Origin of the sequence: Flavobacterium sp. RHBU_3, from assembly GCF_046613565.1 — a bacterium.
Classification (GTDB): Bacteria; Bacteroidota; Bacteroidia; order Flavobacteriales; family Flavobacteriaceae; genus Flavobacterium.
Genome location: NZ_JBKJHC010000004.1, coordinates 374,996 through 393,491, shown reverse-complemented (window position 1 = coordinate 393,491; position 18,496 = coordinate 374,996). Strand labels below are relative to the sequence as shown.

Here is an 18,496-nt window from a genome sequence, read left to right as displayed (position 1 = left end):
TTTGAAGAACATTTTACAGCATATAAATAAAGCGTTTGACCATCGCATACGGCTGGGTATTATGAGTATACTCATGGTAAACGAGTATGCCGATTTTAATACCCTGAAGGAACTGCTGGGCGTAACAGACGGTAACTTGGCCAGCCATGCCAAGGCACTGGAAACCGAAAATTACATTACCATAGAAAAGCAGTTTATAGGGAAAAAGCCAAACACGCGCTATGTAGCTACCAATGAAGGCCGTAAAGCCTTTCGGGATCATATAGACGCGCTTGAAAAACTGATACAAAAGAGCTGATATTTTTTTACTTATTTACTTTGAAAAACAAAGTACTTTAAAAATTAAATTATGAACGATACGCTTAAATTCCATGTACTGCGAAACTGCAGGCGCTACATCCCCATCATCCTGCTATCGGCGTTTAGTATAGCGCTGCTGCTCATCAGGGTAAAAATGACCCAGTCAGTATTCTATATGTTCCTCATCTGGAACCTGTTCCTTGCCGGATTACCTTTGGTAATGAGTATTATAGCAACAAACTTTAAGAGCATACGGAACAACCGCTACCTGCTCTACCCTACCCTATTGGCATGGCTAATGTTACTGCCCAATGCCCCCTACCTCATTACCGATTTCCTGCATTTTAAGCGTGAAACCACCGTGCCGTTCTGGTTAGATATACTGTTGTTGGGGTCGTTCTCTATAAGCGGGTTTCTGTTAGGCCTGGCTTCAATGAAAAATATCTACACACTGCTTACGCAAATTTGGGGTAAAACCTCTGCTGTTCTATCCATGGGCTGCGTGTGCCTGCTTAGTGGGCTGGGCATCTATATAGGCCGCGTGTTGCGTTATAACAGTTGGGACATACTCCGCCACCCTCTTAACCTTGTACAGGAAATAACGGGCAGCATTACAAATGTTGAAACCTGCTATACCGCATGGGGCATCACACTCGGGTTCGGGTTCCTGCAATTTTTACTGTTCGACCTCTACACTACTTCTAAAAACTAAAAAATTTTATATCTCCACTTTGAAATTCAAAGTAAAATACTGTCAATGAAATGGAAACAATGAAAGAAAAAATCGAAGCCGTACGCCGCGAATTCGACCGGAAAACCGGAAAAATAACCGCCTTTAACCTGATGAAATACCCCGAAGAAAGCTTTGGGCACCAACTGGGCAAATTCCTGCTCGGCAGCAATTACGGACAAAATGTATATGCATTTCCCGAAGATGCGTTGCAAATGCTGGTAACCGGGAAAAGCACCCTTACTGACGAAATAGCCCTGCAATACTACCTGTTTGGCAACGGTAGCCTTAGCCTGCAGGTAATGGCTACCATGTGCGCCGGGCTGGCAATAATGCCCTGGAAGCTGCCCCATTTTTACCGCATGTACCGCAGGGGCAAATCGGCTTTACGGGTATACGACATAGACCACCTGGGGCTGCTGCACCTGCCGGTAAGCCGCATAAAAGAAACCTTCATGATACAGTAACCATGAAGCGCCTTAGCAAACCAACCATCCTTTTGTGGCTGCCCGTAGTGGTATGGGCAGCTACTTTTACCTACGGCAACTGCCTGCTGTTTTACATGCTGAATGCAGCATGGGACTATTACAACCGTGACTATGTGGTGGGCAGTGCGGCTGTGGTTATTTTCATCAATATCACAGCTGTGGTCTTTACACTGATAATGTCGTCTACAGAACGTCCTTACAGGAAAGAACTAAACTACAGGCTGTTATTGCTTTTAACCAATATTCCGGTTGCCTGTTTATACATACAACTGGTACGGGCATACGCATCTTTCTTAAATTGATACTATTATGAAAACGGTATTGAACTTTTTTAGCCCGAATCATTATGGAAAAACTTTAGCAGAAAATATCCCGGATAACATTAAAGATGTAATCTCGCAGCCTTACCAGCTTTTTAAGGCTACTTTTTCAATCATTACTACAGTATTCCTTCTTATCCTGATATTGCCTCAACGGTTTGTGTTAGTATTCTTGTTCATTTTAGCCATAGCTGGTACGCCGATTGTGTTAGCAATGGCCATTTTTTACATTCTATTCTTGGCAACACTTTTTACAGTTGCAATTACTAACCGCCCCTACGCACTACTCATCCTACAAAAATCTTCAATCCTATTATTAAACATCCCAATATCTTTCATATACATCAACATTATAAAAACCTTTAACTAACATGGAAACAATAAACACACCACAACAGGAACAGCCCCGTGGCTTTATGCAAAGCACCACTGCAAGGGTAATAATGACAGGATTTCTTACCTTGGCGCTCTTAATTCCGCTACAATATGTAAAAAGCCTTATTTGGGAACGACAAAGCCTGGAGCAAAATGTAAAACAGGAAATTGCCGATCAATGGGGCGGCAGCGTATACTTTTACGGCCCTGTGCTTAAAGTGCCTTATACATCGTACACTGACACACAGGTTATAGACCAGGTAACCAAAAAAGTAGTGGTAAACCGTACTGCCACAACACAATACGCATATTTTTTTCCGGAAACCTTAAATGCCGATACACAGGTAAAGACCGAGGAAAAGCATCGAAACAACTACAAGACTACGGTGTTTAGCAGCACTATGAATTTCAGTGGGTATTACAATACACCGGATTTTGCTAAAGGTGATATAAAGCCTGAAAATGTACAATGGCAAAAGGCTACCATACTGATTAATACCGATAACCTGAAGAGCATAAAAGATGCCCTGAACATAACGCTTAATGGTAAAACATACGCTTTTGAACCGGTAGTACAATCTGATAAAAGTAAAACTGAAGCACTGGAAACACCGGCACTGGCACTGGATTTAAACACAGGACGCATAAAATTTAACCTGAGGATTGGTTATAACGGCACCGAGAGCATCAGTATGGTACCTATAGGTAAAATTACATCTGTAAAAATGCAAAGCAACTGGCCCGATCCGAAATTCAACGGTAATTTTCTGCCGGCCGATAAGCATATTGATGAAGCAAAAGGCTTTACAGCCACCTGGAAAGTGTCGCACCTAAACCGTCCTTTTGTACAACAGTATTTTGGGTCATTGCCCAACTTAAACGCATACAATCTGGGTACCGAATTCCTGATAAAAAATAATGAATACCAGCAAAACGAGCGTGCCGCAAAATACGGTTTCCTTGTAATAGGGCTTACGTTCCTGATATTTTTCCTGATACAAACCATAAGCAAAATATACATTCATATTTTTCAATACTGTATGATAGGGCTTGCGCTGATCATGTTTTATACCCTGCTAATATCCATTACCGAACACAGCAGTTTTAACTTTGCCTACCTCATTTCGGGTACCGCTGTGGTAAGCATGATAACACTCTACACCCGAACCGTATTAAAACAACAAAAACTTACATTGCTAATAGGCGCATCACTAAGTGTGTTGTATACGTTTATCTATGTAATCATTCAGCTGGAAGACTATGCCCTCCTTGCAGGCAGCATAGGCCTCTTTGCCATACTGGGCGCAGTAATGTACTTCTCCCGAAAAATAGACTGGAACCCAACCCACTAATTATACAACCACCATGCAAAAGGGGCTGTCTCAAAGCTTCCATTTCGACCGTAGCGCAGCGGAGTGGAGAAATCTCAAAATATTGATTTTAAAGAGATTTCTCCTATCGTCGAAATGGAACACCCAGTAGTAATTACTACTTTTGAGGCAGTCCTTTTTCTATTTATATCGTCATCAGGAAACCGGTAAGGTTCTCTTTGCGGGGCAAATCCATCTTTTTACGCAGTCGATAACGGGCCAGTTCCACTCCCCCATCGCTTATGTTCATTATCTCGGCTATTTCCTTAGTACTCATATTCATAAGCAGGTAGGTAGCCAGGTCCATTTCACGTGGGGTAACCGTTGGGTACTTTTCCTTAAGGCGCTTCAGGAAATCAAAATGCACGTTGCGAATGTGTTTTTCAAGATTGTTCCAACTTTTATCTGTATTCAGTTCTTTGTTAATGGTTTTGTTCAGGCGGTTAAACTGGTTACGGGTAGCCTCATCCATAACCTCCGGGTTAATATCCTTCAGCTTATTGATGATACCATTCAGCATCTTATTTTTCTTAACTACCTGTAACGAATTGTTAACCAACTCCTTATCCTTAGTAAGTATCTTCACCTTAAGCTGTTCATTCTTAAGGCGCTCAATTTCCTTTTCAAGCTCAAACTGCTCCTGGCGTATCTTAGTTTCACGTTCCAGGTACAGACGGCGCTGCTCCAATGTTTCGTAATAACGGTTTTGGCGGATTTTGGTTTTCACCCTTCGGCGAACAACATATACTCCGGCAGCTACAAGTAATATATACCCTACAAACGCGAGCGGATGCCTATAAAACGGAGGGTTTACAGTAAACGAAACTTTAGCAGGATCTGACTGCTCGCCCGAGCTGTTTCGTACTTTAACAAGCATACGGTAATTACCCTCATGCAGGTTAGTGTATTCCTTAACCGAAACATTGGTCCAGTTGCTCCACTTATCATCAAAACCATCCAGCTTATAAGAGAACTTAATGTTTTCTGGGTTATCATACGTAGGTGAAGAAAAGTTGAACTTCACACTATTGTACTTAAACGGAATACTTATATCCTTAATTAACGGACGGTTTCCGGTATAAAGCGTATCAACGCCAAACGAGAAACTTTTTATAAAAGACTTTGGCTTGGCAGTAGTACCGTAATACAGTTTCGGGTTGTAATGTGCAAGCCCCTCGGTAAGGCCTATAAATACATTTTTATCGTCTATGGCATTAACTGATTCAAAGAAATATACAAGGTTACCCGTTATGGCCGAAAAAGGCGATTTTACATCCTTGTAGGTGCCGTTTGGCTGCTTCATAAGCATACCCATTGATGAATCGCCATAAAAGTAGCTTATGTTACCTTTATTGTCTTCAAGGCAATAACGTATGGTGGGTAATTTGCTGAATAACTCAGTCATTACTTTATCTTCGGTAAAATGATCAGTGGCAGCATTGTAGGTAAAAAACCTGTTTTTACCCTGCAGGTAAATCTTGCCCTGTATCATTTGCACACTTGTTATGGATTTTACTTCCTTAGATAAGGATGAGTAGGTAGCCGTAACCACAAAACGCTTCAGGTCGTTACTAAGTTTAAGTTTGTACAGCACATAGTTTTTTAGCAGCCACACATTGCCACCATCGGTTACAAAACGGCTGTCGCTAATATCAAACCCTTCCACCTGGTTACGAAACTGCCATCCGGAAGGTGTATGCTCCAGCACCGCAAAACCATGATAATTACTTGCCATAAGGTAACCCGGCCTGCCCGGTATGGGTTTTACGCCAAGATAACCCCGTTTATCATCTAAACACCTCACTGCATTACCTGCTGATATAGCAAAAAGACCGCGGTTGTGCATACACAGCATTTCGCCGTCGTGCACTTCAAGCGACCAGGCCTGCCCGGTAGTACCCGGAATAAACATAAAACTTTCCTCCTTAAACGGTTGTCTCCATACATGGCTATATACGCCCTGGTTTGTAGCTACATAAAGATTTCCCTGATAAATAGCCGATGAATATACAGAACTTAGATCGAAGCTGGTACCCAGATAGGTAAATGGCGAGTTTATATTAATATAAGCAATACCATTATCAAGCCCCAGCCATAAATTCTCCATAGAATCGGTATACGAGCTAAGTGCGGTATTATTAAACAGCCCCTTTTTATTATTAACGTGCTGCACAATAGTACCATCGGTATTGCAAATAATAACTCCATTAAGCACCGAATTCAGTACTATAAACCGGCCATTAAGCATGCGCCCTCCTAATGAGTTGTTTTTCAAGATAAAATCATTAGCATCACATTTCCAGGGTTCTACTTTTTTAAAGTCATATAAATACAGTCCCCTATCCATGGTAATAACCAGGAGACGGCTATTTGTAAACGGCAAAATTCCCCAAACTTCGGTACCGTTAAACATCTCGGTTCCCGGCAGCGCGCTAAGCATACCGTTTTTGTATTCTAAAAGTCCGGCACCAATATCCTGAAAATATAAGGTTCCGTTTACCATAAATGAAAACTGGAAACGGTTAGGCGGTTCAAGGATGCTCAATTTACCTTTACTATATATATAGGTACGGAAAAAAGTGTGGAAGAAAACCTCGTCGCCCACAATATGCACTTTCCATACAAAGTCGATGATTTTCTTAGAATTAGCCGAAGCAAGCTTAGAAACCGAATGATAAACCAGTTTACCTTTTTTATTGGCTTCAAAATAGCCAAACTCGTTATAACCACCTACATAAATTCTTCCGTTATCGGCAACCTTAAGCGAACGAACAGTAACATTAGGAATAACAAACTTACTCCATGAAGTACCGTTAAACTGCAATAAGCCGGCAGTATTGGCAAAATAAAGGTTCCCGTTTTTATCCTGCCCTATATCCCAGTTTTGTGCACCACCTAAGTAATCAGACTTTTTATAGTTGATAATCTTGGGCAATCCTATACTCTTTACCTGCGCAAAAAGGCATGTGGGTATAATAAGCGATAGAATTATTATAAAAATATGTCTTGTAAAATGCATTATTAATGTTTTTGGATGCACTAAAATATTAAATATCCTTCTCTTTTAATAAAACGATGTAGTTAGCATGCCTGTAAACCGGGCAAAAACCATCAAAATAACCTGTTTTAAGCCCCTCTTTCTATTGCAAAATTTATAATAAAAATGTTGTTTTTTAAACTTTGCTTCAAAAGTTAACAAATTGAGATATAAATAACTACAACGTTATAATTACAAATATCTGTTTTGTAAGGGTATTTTGTACAAAATTAACAATTTAACTAAGTGTAAAAAATATTTTTTAAAATTGATTTTCAATAACTTATAAATATTTTGATGTGTTTTTATATAGTACAAAATTTCATTTTGATGTGTTTTTGTAATGAAAACTGATTGATAAAACCTAAAAAATAGGCGTATAATTGCTCATTATTAATAAATAATCAACCCAAATTTTAACGAGTATGAAATTTTTAAAATTACGTATTTTCCATGTAATTTGTCTGCTCTTCGCGCTTACCTCATGGGCGCAGGAATCTGTCATTTCAGGACAGATAACAGATGAAACCGGTATGCCGGTTCCGGGTGCTTCCATTACTGTAAAAGGAACCCCTAACACAGTATCGTCAGATATTGACGGTAATTATCAGGTAAAGGCAAGCCCAAATGCCACCCTGGTAATAAGTTTTGTAGGTTACACTACAATAGAAGAAGCGGTAAATGGCCGCACAACCATTAATGCCTCCCTTGCCCCTTCTACTAAAACGCTGGAAGAAGTAGTAGTGGTAGGTTATGGTACACAAAAGAAAAGCGTGGTAACCGGCGCCATTTCCAGCGTTAAGGCAAAAGACCTGGAAAACATGCCACTAACTACCGTAGGCCAGTCCATTCAAGGACGTGCATCGGGTGTATATGTGGCACAAAACGCAGGTCAGCCGGGCTCGAGTGCTACCATACGTGTAAGGGGTATTACCTCTTTTAACAACAACGACCCGCTTTGGGTAGTAGATGGCGTTATTGTAGATAATGGTGGTATCAACTTTCTAAACCAAAGCGACATAGAGTCGGTAGAGGTTCTTAAAGATGCTGCCTCTCAGGCCATTTACGGAGCACGTGCTGCCACAGGTGTTATCCTTATTACCACAAAAAAAGGTAAAGCAGGCAAGCTTAGTGTTAACTACAACGGATTTGCAGGTGTATCTACAGCAGCCAGGAAACTAGACCTGCTAAATGCATCGCAATATGCATCGCTTAGAAATGAGCAATATGCTAACGGTTATACCGATGGTACATTCCAGCTGCCTTTCCAAAATACCGACCTTGGAACAGGTACAGACTGGCAGGATGTAATTTTCCACAAAGCACAAAGATCTCAGCACGAACTTAGTGTAAGCGGCGGTACAGACAAGTCTACTTTCTACATGTCTGTAGGCCTTACTGACCAGGAAGGTATTGTTATGCCAAGCATATCAAATTATGTACGCAGAAACATCAGGTTAAACTCAACACATAAAATTGGGAAATATGTAACTGTTGGGCAAACACTGGGTTATTCAAATGAAAAAACTGTAGGTATAGGTAATACCAATAACGAATTTGGAGGTCCGTTGGCTTCAGCCATCAACCTGGACCCTACTACCCCGGTAGTTATTACAGATCCTTCTATAATTTCTTCACTGCCAAATCCGGGCGACTATGCCCAGGAGTATGCAGTAAGGGATGATAACGGTAATCTTTACGGTATCTCTAAAGACGTGGCAAACGAAATGAGCAACCCGCTTGCTTATGCCAAAGTACGTGAAGGCAACTACAGCTGGGCAGATAACTTTGTAGGTAATGCCTTCCTGGAAATAGCTCCTATTGAAGGGCTTAAAATAAAGTCGACCGTAGGTGGAAAACTATCGTACTGGGGTGGCGAAAGCTTCTCTCCTAAATCGTACCTAAACACCAACCAAAACAACCAAACACAAAACAGCCTGTACCGTGAAACACACCGTGGTTTTGGCTGGAATATAGAAAACACAGCTTCTTACACTAAATCATTTAGCGGACATAATGTAAATGTGCTAATTGGTCAGGGAGCTTATGTAGACAACAAAACGTACGGCCAGGGTACCAGCTACCTTAACCAGCCGGTAAACACTCATGCTGAGGCTTCTTTTAACTGGCCTACATCGTCAGATAACATCATTGGATGGTCTAACACCGGTAACGAACACATTGTTACTTCATTATTTGCAAAGCTTAACTACGACTATAAAGAAAAATACCTTGTAACCGGTATTATACGCCGCGACGGTTCGTCTCGTTTCGGGCCTAACTACAAGTACGGTACTTTCCCTTCGTTTTCATTAGGATGGGTACCTTCAAAAGAAGATTTCTGGAAAGAAAACAAGGTAGTTACTAACCTTAAAATTCGTGGTGGTTACGGAGTAGTAGGTAGCGATGCTATTGGCGATTTCAGTTACCTTTCTCTTGTAGGCGGTAACCGTAACTATACCATTGGCCAGGGCGATTACAATGTTACTGTAGGTTACAGCCCTGATGCTCCTAAAAACCCAGACCTTAAATGGGAAGAAACAACCCAGGCAAACATCGGTTTTGAAACATCGCTATACCACGACCTGTCTATAGAATTTGACTGGTATAAGAAAAAAACAAGCGGTATACTTCAAAACGTACAACTACCGGGTTATGTAGGTGCTACAGGACAACCAAGGGGTAACGTAGCCGATATGCAAAACACAGGTTTAGACATTTCTGCTACATACCGTAAACAAATAGGCGGCCTGCATTTAACGGTATCAGGAAATGCTTCTACGCTTAAAAACAAAGTTACTTCAGTAGGTGAAGACCGCAAGTATAATACAGGCCCGGGCTTCCAGTCTATGGGTGCTATTACCCGATATGAAGTAGGTTCTTCTTACAACGAATTCTATGGTTATGTTACCGATGGAATTTTCCAGAATCAGGCCGAAATAGATGCTGCTGCAGTACCTGAAAGTGTTACAGTGCGTCCTGGTGATTTTAGGTTTAAAGACCTTAACGGCGACGGAAAAATTACTGAAGACGACCGCACCTACCTGGGTTCTCCCCTACCAAAAGTTACTTATGGTTTAACCATTAACCTTGAATATGCCAACTTCGACCTTACATTATTCGGTCAGGGCGCAAGTGGAAACAAAGTATTCCAGGGCTTAAGGAGGATAGACCTTACCTATGCTAACTGGCAAACTGCGGCGCTAAACCGCTGGACAGGCGAAGGCACATCTAACAGCTACCCAAGGCTTTCTACATCTGACGACAACGGTAACTTTAAAAGGATGTCTAACTTCTACCTACAAAACGGAGATTATTTCAGGATAAAAATTGTACAACTTGGTTACTCACTGCCTACAAATATTATCTCTAAGGCAGGACTGGCTAAAGCAAGGATATATGTAACCGGCGAAAACCTGTTCACATTTACAAAATACACAGGTTACGATCCGGAAATCGGTGGAGACGTATCGGGTATAGACCGTGGTTACTATCCGCAAGCCAAGTCGTTTATGATGGGGGTTAACTTATCGTTGTAATTAAAAAAAATTGAAAAATGAAAACAAGGATTTTAAAACGTAACTTAATTATACTTACTGCTGCTGTGGCGCTGTACAGCTGCTCAGACGACTTTTTGGTGGTAGACCCGGCAGGTACATACCTGGAAGATAACTACTATAAAAATGAAGAACAAGCCTATACAGGTGTTGTAGCTGCTTATGATGTAGTAAGGAAACAATCGGGCGGTTTTGAGAACATGATCTCTATACTAAATGCCGGTTCAGATGACTTTTATGCCGGTGGTGGTAACTCTGGCGACGGTGCCGGTATACAAAGCTGGTCTAACTATACCATAAACCCTTCGCTAATACCGCAAAGCTACTGGAGCGATTTTTACCAGGGAGTATTCCGTGCAAACGTACTTTTGGCAAAACTGCCGGGTGTACCTATGGATGATACTGTTAAGGCACGTTTTGCTGCTGAGGCAAAAGCACTTAGGGCATACTACTACTTTCAGCTGGTAACCATGTTTGGTGATATACCTTTTTATACCACTAACCTTACCCCAGACCAGTTTTATACCATACAAAAAAGCCCTGCGGCAGATGTGTATGCACAAATAGAAACAGACCTGCTTGAGGCAATACCAGACCTTCCGGCCACACTAAACCTGGCTACAGAAGCAGGAAGGCTAAACCGTGGTGCTGCACAGGCTATACTGGGTAAAGTATATCTTTTTGAGCATAAAAATGCCGAAGCGGCTGCACAGTTTGCCGAAGTAAACGGCACACCGGGCGGTACTAACCAGTACGGTAACCACCTGCTGGCTAACTATGCCGACCTGTGGGTAATAGACAACAAATACAACGCAGAGTCTATCTTTGAGTGTGCACATACTAACAAAAGTAATGCAGACTGGAGCTGGTGGGGTTCAGGATATGATGAGGGTAACTCACTTAACGTAATGGTAGGCCCACGTGGTTACAGTGCTACAACAAGTAATGCACCTAACTACAGGACCGGATGGAGCTTTAACCCTGCTACCCTTGATCTTGTAGCTGCGCTTAACGGCGACCCGCGGATGGATGCCACACTGGCTAACATAGGAGGTCTTGCAGCAGCAGGAGATGCAGCTTATTCACCGGGTTATAAGGATACAGGCTATTTCCTTAAGAAGTTTATGCCTCGTACTACCGATGTAACCGATGGCGGAGGTTCGCCAGACCTTAACTTCAGGCAAAACACCTACATTATCCGTCTTGCAGACACGTACCTTATGGAAGCTGAAGCACTTAACGGACAAGGTGCAAGGGCACAGGCGTTACTAGATGCTGTACGCGCAAGGGTGGGCCTTGCCTCTATTCCTGTTTCACTTGATGCTATTTACCTGGAGCGTCGTAAGGAGCTGGCTGGTGAAGGTCACCGTTGGCACGATCTTGTTCGTTCGGGCAAAGCTGCTACAGTGCTTGCACCACGCGGATTTGTAGCCGGTAAGCACGAACACTGGCCTATACCGCTAAACGAAACCCTGAACACCAGTATTACCCAAAACCCAGCTTACAACTAATTATATACGTTATGAACAAACAGTTTTTAAATATAAATAAGGCGATTTTAGCCGGCTGTATGGCTTCGGTTATTATGCTTGCTGCTTGTAGCCCAGACACGGTTACAGGAGGTAACCCGCTTACCCAGGCCGATGTAGATGCCAGCTTTACAGCAACCACTACAGATGGTAACCACTATACTGCCACAGCAGTTACAGACAGTGATATACAATACCACACCTGGTTAGTGCATACACCAAACCCTACTGATACCGAAACAGAGGTTAAAGGAGATGCAATAAAAGACTTTACCTTCCCTACCCCGGGTACGTATACACTTGTACACAGGGCGGTAGGCTTTGCCGGAGGTACAAATTCTGTATCACAGCAAACTTTTGAAATTACCACTTCGGTAATCGGACCAAACATTATAGACAGCCCGAATTTTGAAACCTCATCAGACTGGAGCGTGTTTAATACTTCGGGTACCGAAACCGTAACCTGGACGTTTAACAGCGGCAGTGCCACTGCTAACGGCGGTGTTGCAAACGCGTGGTCGGGTCAGGGTATTTATCAGGCTGTTCAGGTAGAAGCAGGAACTTACATCATTGATATGCATGTAGAAAGCCCGGGAGCCTCAGACCAAATGTGGTTCCAGGTATTTGCAGGAACAACACAACCTGTAAATGGCAGCGATTACGGTAGCGACCCTACAGTAGTACTGGGCCTTAACACATGGGCAGGCTGTGCTACCTCATCATTCAGTGGTATGCTTACCGCCGTTGGTTGTGTAGGCACCGGAAGCCAGGTAACCTTTACTACTGCAGGTACTATTTATTTTGTGATAAAAACCGGTACAGGATCTACAAATGGTGTTAACCATATTACTGTTTCCGATGTTAGTATGCGCAAATTAGGATAAAGAACATTTGGGTTAGTTTGCAATAGCCTGTAACCAGATTTATTTGAGTACAGGCTATTTTCTTAAATAAAAAACTCGTGCAGCACTTTGCACACAAAAATTTTCTAATGAAGAAGAACAGTATCATGGCTTTTGTGCTTTTAGCAACTGCAATGGCTAGCGCACAGCAACCAAAAGCCAAAAAGAAAGAGCACTACAATGCAGCAGGAAAAAATATAACCGTATACACCACAGCCGAAAATACCCAACACAAACTAAGCAATACAGCTTCTGGCACATTTTCATCAGCTAAGCAACCCCTGGAAACAGATATTTCGGTATTTGTAACACCCGATAAAGCATTTCAGTCCATAATGGGTGTAGGCGGTGCCATAACCGATGCAAGCGCAGAAGTATTTGCAAAGCTTCCCGTAGAAAAACAACAGGAGTTCCTTACCGCATACTATGATGCCAATAAAGGAATTGGATACTCTATCATCCGCACAAACATTCACAGTTGCGATTTTAGCAGTGGCAGTTATACTTATATTACTGAGGGCGACAAAGAACTAAAATCATTCAGCGTAGAGCACGACAAAAAATACCGTATTCCACTTATAAAGCAGGCAATGAAAACCGCAACTAACAAGGTTACATTGTTTGCAAGCCCATGGAGCCCCCCCGCTTTCATGAAAGACAATAAAACTATGCTGAAAGGTGGTAAACTACTGCCCGAATATTACCAGGCATGGGCAAACTATTATGTAAAGTTTATAAACGCCTACGAAAAAGAAGGTATTCCGGTATGGGGTGTAAGCCTGCAAAATGAACCCATGGCTACGCAAACCTGGGAATCGTGCATATACACCGCCGAAGACGAGCGTGATTTCCTGAAAAATTACCTTGGCCCTACCATAAATAAGGCATTTAAAGACAAAAAAATCATTGTGTGGGACCACAACCGCGACCTTATGACCCAGCGTGCCGATGTTATCTTCTCAGACCCTGAAGCAGCTAAATACGCCTGGGGTATGGGTTTCCACTGGTATGAAACCTGGACTAAGGCCGAACCGCTATTTAACAACGTAGCGCGTGTGCATGAAGCGTACCCGGATAAGAACCTTATGTTTACCGAAGGGTGTACCGAAGTGTTTAATCCTGCAAAATATCAGTCATGGCCAAATGCTGAGCGTTATGGCGAACAGATGATTAACGACTTTAACAACGGTACTACCGGATGGACCGACTGGAACATACTTCTTGATGAACAGGGCGGCCCTAACCATGTGGGTAACTTCTGTTTTGCCCCGGTACACTATGATACTAAAAAAGACGACCTGATTTTTACCCCTGCATATTACTATATAGGGCATTTTTCAAAATTTGTGCAGCCGGGCGCTAAGCGTATCAGCGCTGCTACAAGCAGGAGCGTGTTACAAAGTACGTCGTTTAAAAACCCTAACGGTTCTATAGCAACCGTAGTCCTTAACAAAACCGATAAACCGATAGATTACAACCTTATCATCGGTAGCCAGCGTGCGGTTTTCACCATCCCTGCGCACGGTATACAAACTCTGGTGTATTAGGAAAACCTTTCAACACACAATTATGAAGAAAATACTTTTACTAATAACCTTGTTGGCAGGTACAGCCGGCTTTAGCCAGGGGTACCTCCACCAACAGGGACAAAACATTGTGGATGGAGACGGAAACAATGTGGTGCTGCGTGGCCTGGGCCTTGGCGGCTGGATGATACAGGAAGGCTATATGCTGCAAACATCTAATTTTGCCGGAACCCAGCACGAAATTCGCCAAAAAATTACTGATGTAGTTGGTGAAGCCAATGCCGAGACTTTTTACCAAAAATACCGAGACAACGGCATTACCAAACGCGACATAGACTCACTAAAAGCATGGGGCTTCAACTCAGTAAGGCTACCCATGCATTACAACCTGTATACGCTGCCTATAGAGCAGGAACCCGTTTCAGGGCAGCAAACCTGGCTGGATGAGGGCTTTGAGCGTACCGATCAGCTATTGCAATGGTGTGCCGATAACCAAATGTACCTGATACTGGACATGCACGCGGCACCCGGCGGACAGGGTAAGGACGCGAACATTAGCGATTACGACCCGTCTAAACCATCGCTTTGGGAGAGCGAAGCTAACAAACAGAAAATGATAGCGCTGTGGCACAAACTGGCCGACCGCTATAAAGACAGCCCCTGGATAGGCGCTTACGACCTGATAAACGAACCAAACTGGAACTTTACGGGCACCAACCAAAACGGATGCGACGAAGGCAATAACGGCCCGCTACGCAGCCTTATGATGGATATAACCACAAGTATACGCCAGGTAGACACCAACCACATGATTATTATAGAAGGTAACTGCTGGGGTAACAACTACAACGGCATTTTCCCGCTGTGGGACACTAACATGGCACTAAGCTTCCATAAGTACTGGAACAACAATTCAACCGGCTCTATACAGGGAATGCTGAACCTGCGTAACCAGTACAACGTGCCGTTATGGCTGGGTGAAAGTGGTGAGAATGGCAACGTATGGTTTACCGATGCTATAAAACTGGCCGAAACAAACAACATAGGCTGGTCGTGGTGGCCCATGAAAAAAATAGAAAGTATTTCGGGCATGACCAGCGTTAGTAAACCGGCAGGCTATCAGCAACTACTGGACTACTGGAACGGTAACGGCAGTGCACCGGCAGCCGATGTGGCTTTTGCTTCATTAATGCAATTAGCCGACAATTACAAAATAGAAAACGTTACCATAAACTATAGTGTTATGGACGCTATGTTCCGCCAGGTACAGACCACAGATACCAAAAAATATAAGAACCATCCCCTGCCGGGCAAAGTGTATGTTACAGAGTATGACTTTGGTACTAATGGCTATGCGTACAAAGATAATGACGTAGCTACTTACCATTCAGACGGAGGAACCTACCAGGCATGGAACCAGGGCTGGCAAATGCGAAACGACGGCGTGGATATAGAAACGACTACCGATAGCCCTTCAAACGGTTACCAGGTGGGCTTTATACAACCCGGCGAATGGATGCAGTACACACTTGAAGTAACTGCTGATACCGCTTACGACATCGACATTCGCTATGCAGGTAATGGCGGTAAACTACACTTTGAAGATGAAAACGGCCGTATTTCGGAAACCATTACACTAAGCGGCACCGGTGGCTATACCACTTGGGGAACCGCTACCCTTACCGATGTAATACTGCATGCCGGAACAAACAAAGTAAAACTATACGTAGACAGTACAGGCTTTAACCTGAACTATTTTGAGCTTAAAAACCCTTCGGCAACTACTGATGCAGCCTTTAAGATAATAGATGCCGGCACTAACGTACTGGGCGATAAAATTGAAGTAAGCTTTAACAAAGGTTTGGTTTCAGGTATCGATTATAACCAAAGCGCATTGACACTAAAAATAAACGGTGCTGCTGTAGCTATTTCAGGCTTTACCCAAACCGGAGCCAGCAGTTTCAGCTTTATTCCTGCAACTGCTATTAATAACGGCGACGTTATTACCCTTACCTACGCCGGTACTAACCTTATTGCTGCTGATGCCACAACCCAACAGGCATTTACAGACAAAGCAGTAACTAACCGTGTAGGAAATGTACAGGCGATACCGGGAACCATACAGGCCGAAAGCTTTTATGTAAACAACGGCCTTAGCCTGGAAACCACTACTGATACGGGCGGTGGCCAAAACATAGGCTACACCAATACCGGCGACTACCTGGATTATCTTGTAAATGTAGAACAAACCGGTAACTATAAAATAGAATACCGTTATGCGGGTAATGCCGCCATAGGCCAGATAAAGCTACAGCTTATAAACGCGGCAACACTGGATGTAGAAACCGTAACCCTTAGCGTTACCGGAGGTTGGCAAACCTGGCAGACAAAAACATCGCAGGCGCAAATGCCTGCCGGAAGGTACTACCTGCGTATGCTGGTAATGAACCCTGAGTTTAACCTGAACTGGCTGCGCTTTACCTACATGGAACCCGATGATGATATGGACGGTGTACCAAACACCCAGGACCAGTGTGCCAACACCCCTGCCGGCAGTGTGGTAGACTTTAACGGCTGCCCTATATTTACCTTACCCCAAAATAACTTTACGGTTACGGTTGCCTCAGAAACCTGCCGTAGCGAAAATAACGGCAGTATAAGTATTGCTGCGTTAGCTAACCATAATTACACAGCTACGCTTACAGGTACTAACAACAGTGCGAGCTTTACCACCTCTACAGCCTTTACTAACCTTGAGGCCGGTAACTACCAGCTGTGCATTACATTGGCGGAAGCCCCAACCTACCAGCAGTGCTATGATGTAACTATAGACCAGCCTGATGATCTTGCAGTACTATCGCGCATGAGCGGGCAAAACCATAAGGTAACGCTGGACCTGTACGGGGGCGAAACCTATACTATCAACCTTAATGGCGACAGCTTTACCACCACCCAAAACACCGTAGAGCTAACCCTTGCTCCGGGCGAAAATACCGTTACGGTAAACACCAATAAACCATGCCAGGGCACGTATACCGAGAAATTTGTACTGGATGCTTCGGCGGTAATTTACCCTAACCCGGTAGACGGCGCTAATGTTTACATAGACACCCCTTACAAGGCCGATACAAACGTAACTGTAGAAATATTTGATACGCTGGGCAAAAAGGTATACAGCAACAGCTATCCTTCACAAAAAGGAAGTATGGCAGCAGATGTATCTAAACTGTCTCCGGGCGTGTACATGGTACGCGTGGTTTCGGCAGGTAATGTTACTAACTCAAAAATCGTGAAGCAATGAAAAAGATAATGATAGTAATGGCAGCCTGCTCGGCAATAGCGCTATCGTGCAGCAAAAGTGATGACGGCAACGGCGGTGGCAGCGCAACGGAAGTAAGCCTGTCTGCCCCGGCGAACAATACCGAATGCCTTACCGGTACTGATGTTTCGGCTACGCAGAATAAGGTAACCCTGAGTTGGGAAGCCATTGACGGCACAGAGAAATACTTTGTATACATAAAGAACCTGAGCGACCAAACGTTGTTGCAAAACAACGCCGGTACTACAAACTCCTATGAAGCCACGTTGACCAAAGGTACACCGTATTCATGGTATGTGGTGGCAAAAAAGGCTTCAGGTGAGTCGGTTACCAGCCCTACGTGGAAATTTTACAATGCAGGCACCGCGATAACCAGCCATGCCCCCTTCCCTGCCGATGTAGTGGCACCTGCCATGAGCAGCACGGTAGGCACAGGCACTGTAACCCTGCAATGGAGCGGCGCCGATGTAGACAACGACATAGCCGGCTATGACATTTATATGGATACTACTACTAACCCCTCTACACTAAAGGGCACAATAACACAATCGCAAATGAGCGTAACCGTAACTGCCGGTACCTACTATTGGAAAATAGTAACCAAAGACCAGGCAGGTAACAGCACCGCATCGCCGGTGTATCAATTCAAGGCCAATTAATGTACAACGGCCCTTTCCAAAAACGCAAAACTCCCCGAAGCTTCGGGGAGTTTTTCATTATGTCTCGTTCTGAAAAAAGTTAACTAATAAATGTCAGTATTATGAAAAAACAGTTTTAAAAAAGTACATTAAAAATCCTCTAGTAAACTATTGCAATTCCAATACAACCTTTCTAATTTTTTGATTCACCTATTTCCTAAATCGGCTTATAATCCATATTATAAGGACTACAACGGCGATTACTATAAATATCCCGAAGCCCATACCGGCTTTAAAAATTGTTTCTATGGCTTCGCATCCGGCAAGCATAGACATTACCAGCATAAGCATACCAAGGTTAGCAATACGTTTCATATCTTTTTGTTTTTAGGTTATTGAATACCT

At 43.3% G+C, this 18,496-nt stretch carries 14 protein-coding genes; 12 read left to right on the top strand and 2 right to left on the bottom strand.

The genetic code is table 11. The features are described from left to right. Position 1: 1 nt before the first annotated feature. Genes ACLI1A_RS08150 through creD form a run of 6 tightly spaced genes read left to right on the top strand, consistent with a single transcriptional unit; the run spans position 2 to position 3,565 of the window. The gene (locus ACLI1A_RS08150; protein WP_411407978.1) at positions 2 to 298 is read left to right on the top strand and encodes a winged helix-turn-helix domain-containing protein; all 297 of its coding nucleotides are present in this window, start codon (positions 2 to 4) and stop codon (positions 296 to 298) included. A gap of 51 nt (positions 299 to 349) precedes the next feature. Beyond that, on the top strand, positions 350 to 1,012 hold the full coding sequence (locus tag ACLI1A_RS08145; protein WP_411407976.1) for a DUF1361 domain-containing protein: 663 nt from the start codon (positions 350 to 352) through the stop codon (positions 1,010 to 1,012). A gap of 59 nt (positions 1,013 to 1,071) precedes the next feature. After that, entirely contained in the window at positions 1,072 to 1,497 is a 426-nt protein-coding gene (locus ACLI1A_RS08140; protein ID WP_411407974.1) for a hypothetical protein, read from the top strand. A 2-nt stretch (positions 1,498 to 1,499) separates the two neighbouring features. Beyond that, a complete protein-coding gene (locus ACLI1A_RS08135; protein WP_411407972.1) occupies positions 1,500 to 1,820 on the top strand; it encodes a hypothetical protein in 321 nt (106 codons plus the stop codon). A 7-nt stretch (positions 1,821 to 1,827) separates the two neighbouring features. After that, positions 1,828 to 2,208 carry a hypothetical protein gene (locus ACLI1A_RS08130; protein ID WP_411407970.1) on the top strand — a complete coding sequence of 127 codons (381 nt, stop codon included), beginning with the start codon at positions 1,828 to 1,830 and terminating at the stop codon, positions 2,206 to 2,208. A gap of 1 nt (position 2,209) precedes the next feature. Then, positions 2,210 to 3,565 carry a cell envelope integrity protein CreD gene (gene creD / locus ACLI1A_RS08125; protein ID WP_411407968.1) on the top strand — a complete coding sequence of 452 codons (1,356 nt, stop codon included), beginning with the start codon at positions 2,210 to 2,212 and terminating at the stop codon, positions 3,563 to 3,565. Between the two features lie 163 nt (positions 3,566 to 3,728). Here the strand turns inward: creD and ACLI1A_RS08120 are convergent, their stop codons facing one another. Then, positions 3,729 to 6,602: a triple tyrosine motif-containing protein gene (locus ACLI1A_RS08120; protein WP_411407966.1), complete on the bottom strand. Its 2,874-nt coding sequence runs from the start codon at positions 6,600 to 6,602 to the stop codon at positions 3,729 to 3,731. A 443-nt stretch (positions 6,603 to 7,045) separates the two neighbouring features. Between ACLI1A_RS08120 and ACLI1A_RS08115 the strand changes: the two genes are divergently transcribed. The 6 genes from ACLI1A_RS08115 (at position 7,046) to ACLI1A_RS08090 (ending at position 18,112) form a co-directional block, all read left to right on the top strand. Then, positions 7,046 to 10,159: a SusC/RagA family TonB-linked outer membrane protein gene (locus tag ACLI1A_RS08115; protein ID WP_411407964.1), complete on the top strand. Its 3,114-nt coding sequence runs from the start codon at positions 7,046 to 7,048 to the stop codon at positions 10,157 to 10,159. A gap of 17 nt (positions 10,160 to 10,176) precedes the next feature. Beyond that, positions 10,177 to 11,688 carry a RagB/SusD family nutrient uptake outer membrane protein gene (locus ACLI1A_RS08110; protein WP_411407962.1) on the top strand — a complete coding sequence of 504 codons (1,512 nt, stop codon included), beginning with the start codon at positions 10,177 to 10,179 and terminating at the stop codon, positions 11,686 to 11,688. Positions 11,689 to 11,699: 11 nt separating this feature from the next. Continuing rightward, positions 11,700 to 12,590 (top strand): hypothetical protein, encoded by an 891-nt coding sequence (locus ACLI1A_RS08105; RefSeq protein WP_411407960.1) that lies wholly within the window; start codon positions 11,700 to 11,702, stop codon positions 12,588 to 12,590. Between the two features lie 107 nt (positions 12,591 to 12,697). Further along, a complete protein-coding gene (locus ACLI1A_RS08100; RefSeq protein WP_411407958.1) occupies positions 12,698 to 14,155 on the top strand; it encodes a glycoside hydrolase family 30 protein in 1,458 nt (485 codons plus the stop codon). Positions 14,156 to 14,177: 22 nt separating this feature from the next. Continuing rightward, on the top strand, positions 14,178 to 17,435 hold the full coding sequence (locus tag ACLI1A_RS08095; protein ID WP_411407956.1) for a carbohydrate-binding protein: 3,258 nt from the start codon (positions 14,178 to 14,180) through the stop codon (positions 17,433 to 17,435). Next, positions 17,432 to 18,112 carry a hypothetical protein gene (locus ACLI1A_RS08090; protein ID WP_411407954.1) on the top strand — a complete coding sequence of 227 codons (681 nt, stop codon included), beginning with the start codon at positions 17,432 to 17,434 and terminating at the stop codon, positions 18,110 to 18,112. The genes ACLI1A_RS08095 and ACLI1A_RS08090 overlap by 4 nt, the downstream gene beginning before the upstream one ends. A gap of 189 nt (positions 18,113 to 18,301) precedes the next feature. Here the strand turns inward: ACLI1A_RS08090 and ACLI1A_RS08085 are convergent, their stop codons facing one another. Continuing rightward, entirely contained in the window at positions 18,302 to 18,466 is a 165-nt protein-coding gene (locus ACLI1A_RS08085) for a hypothetical protein (RefSeq protein WP_411407952.1), read from the bottom strand. Positions 18,467 to 18,496 lie beyond the last annotated feature (30 nt).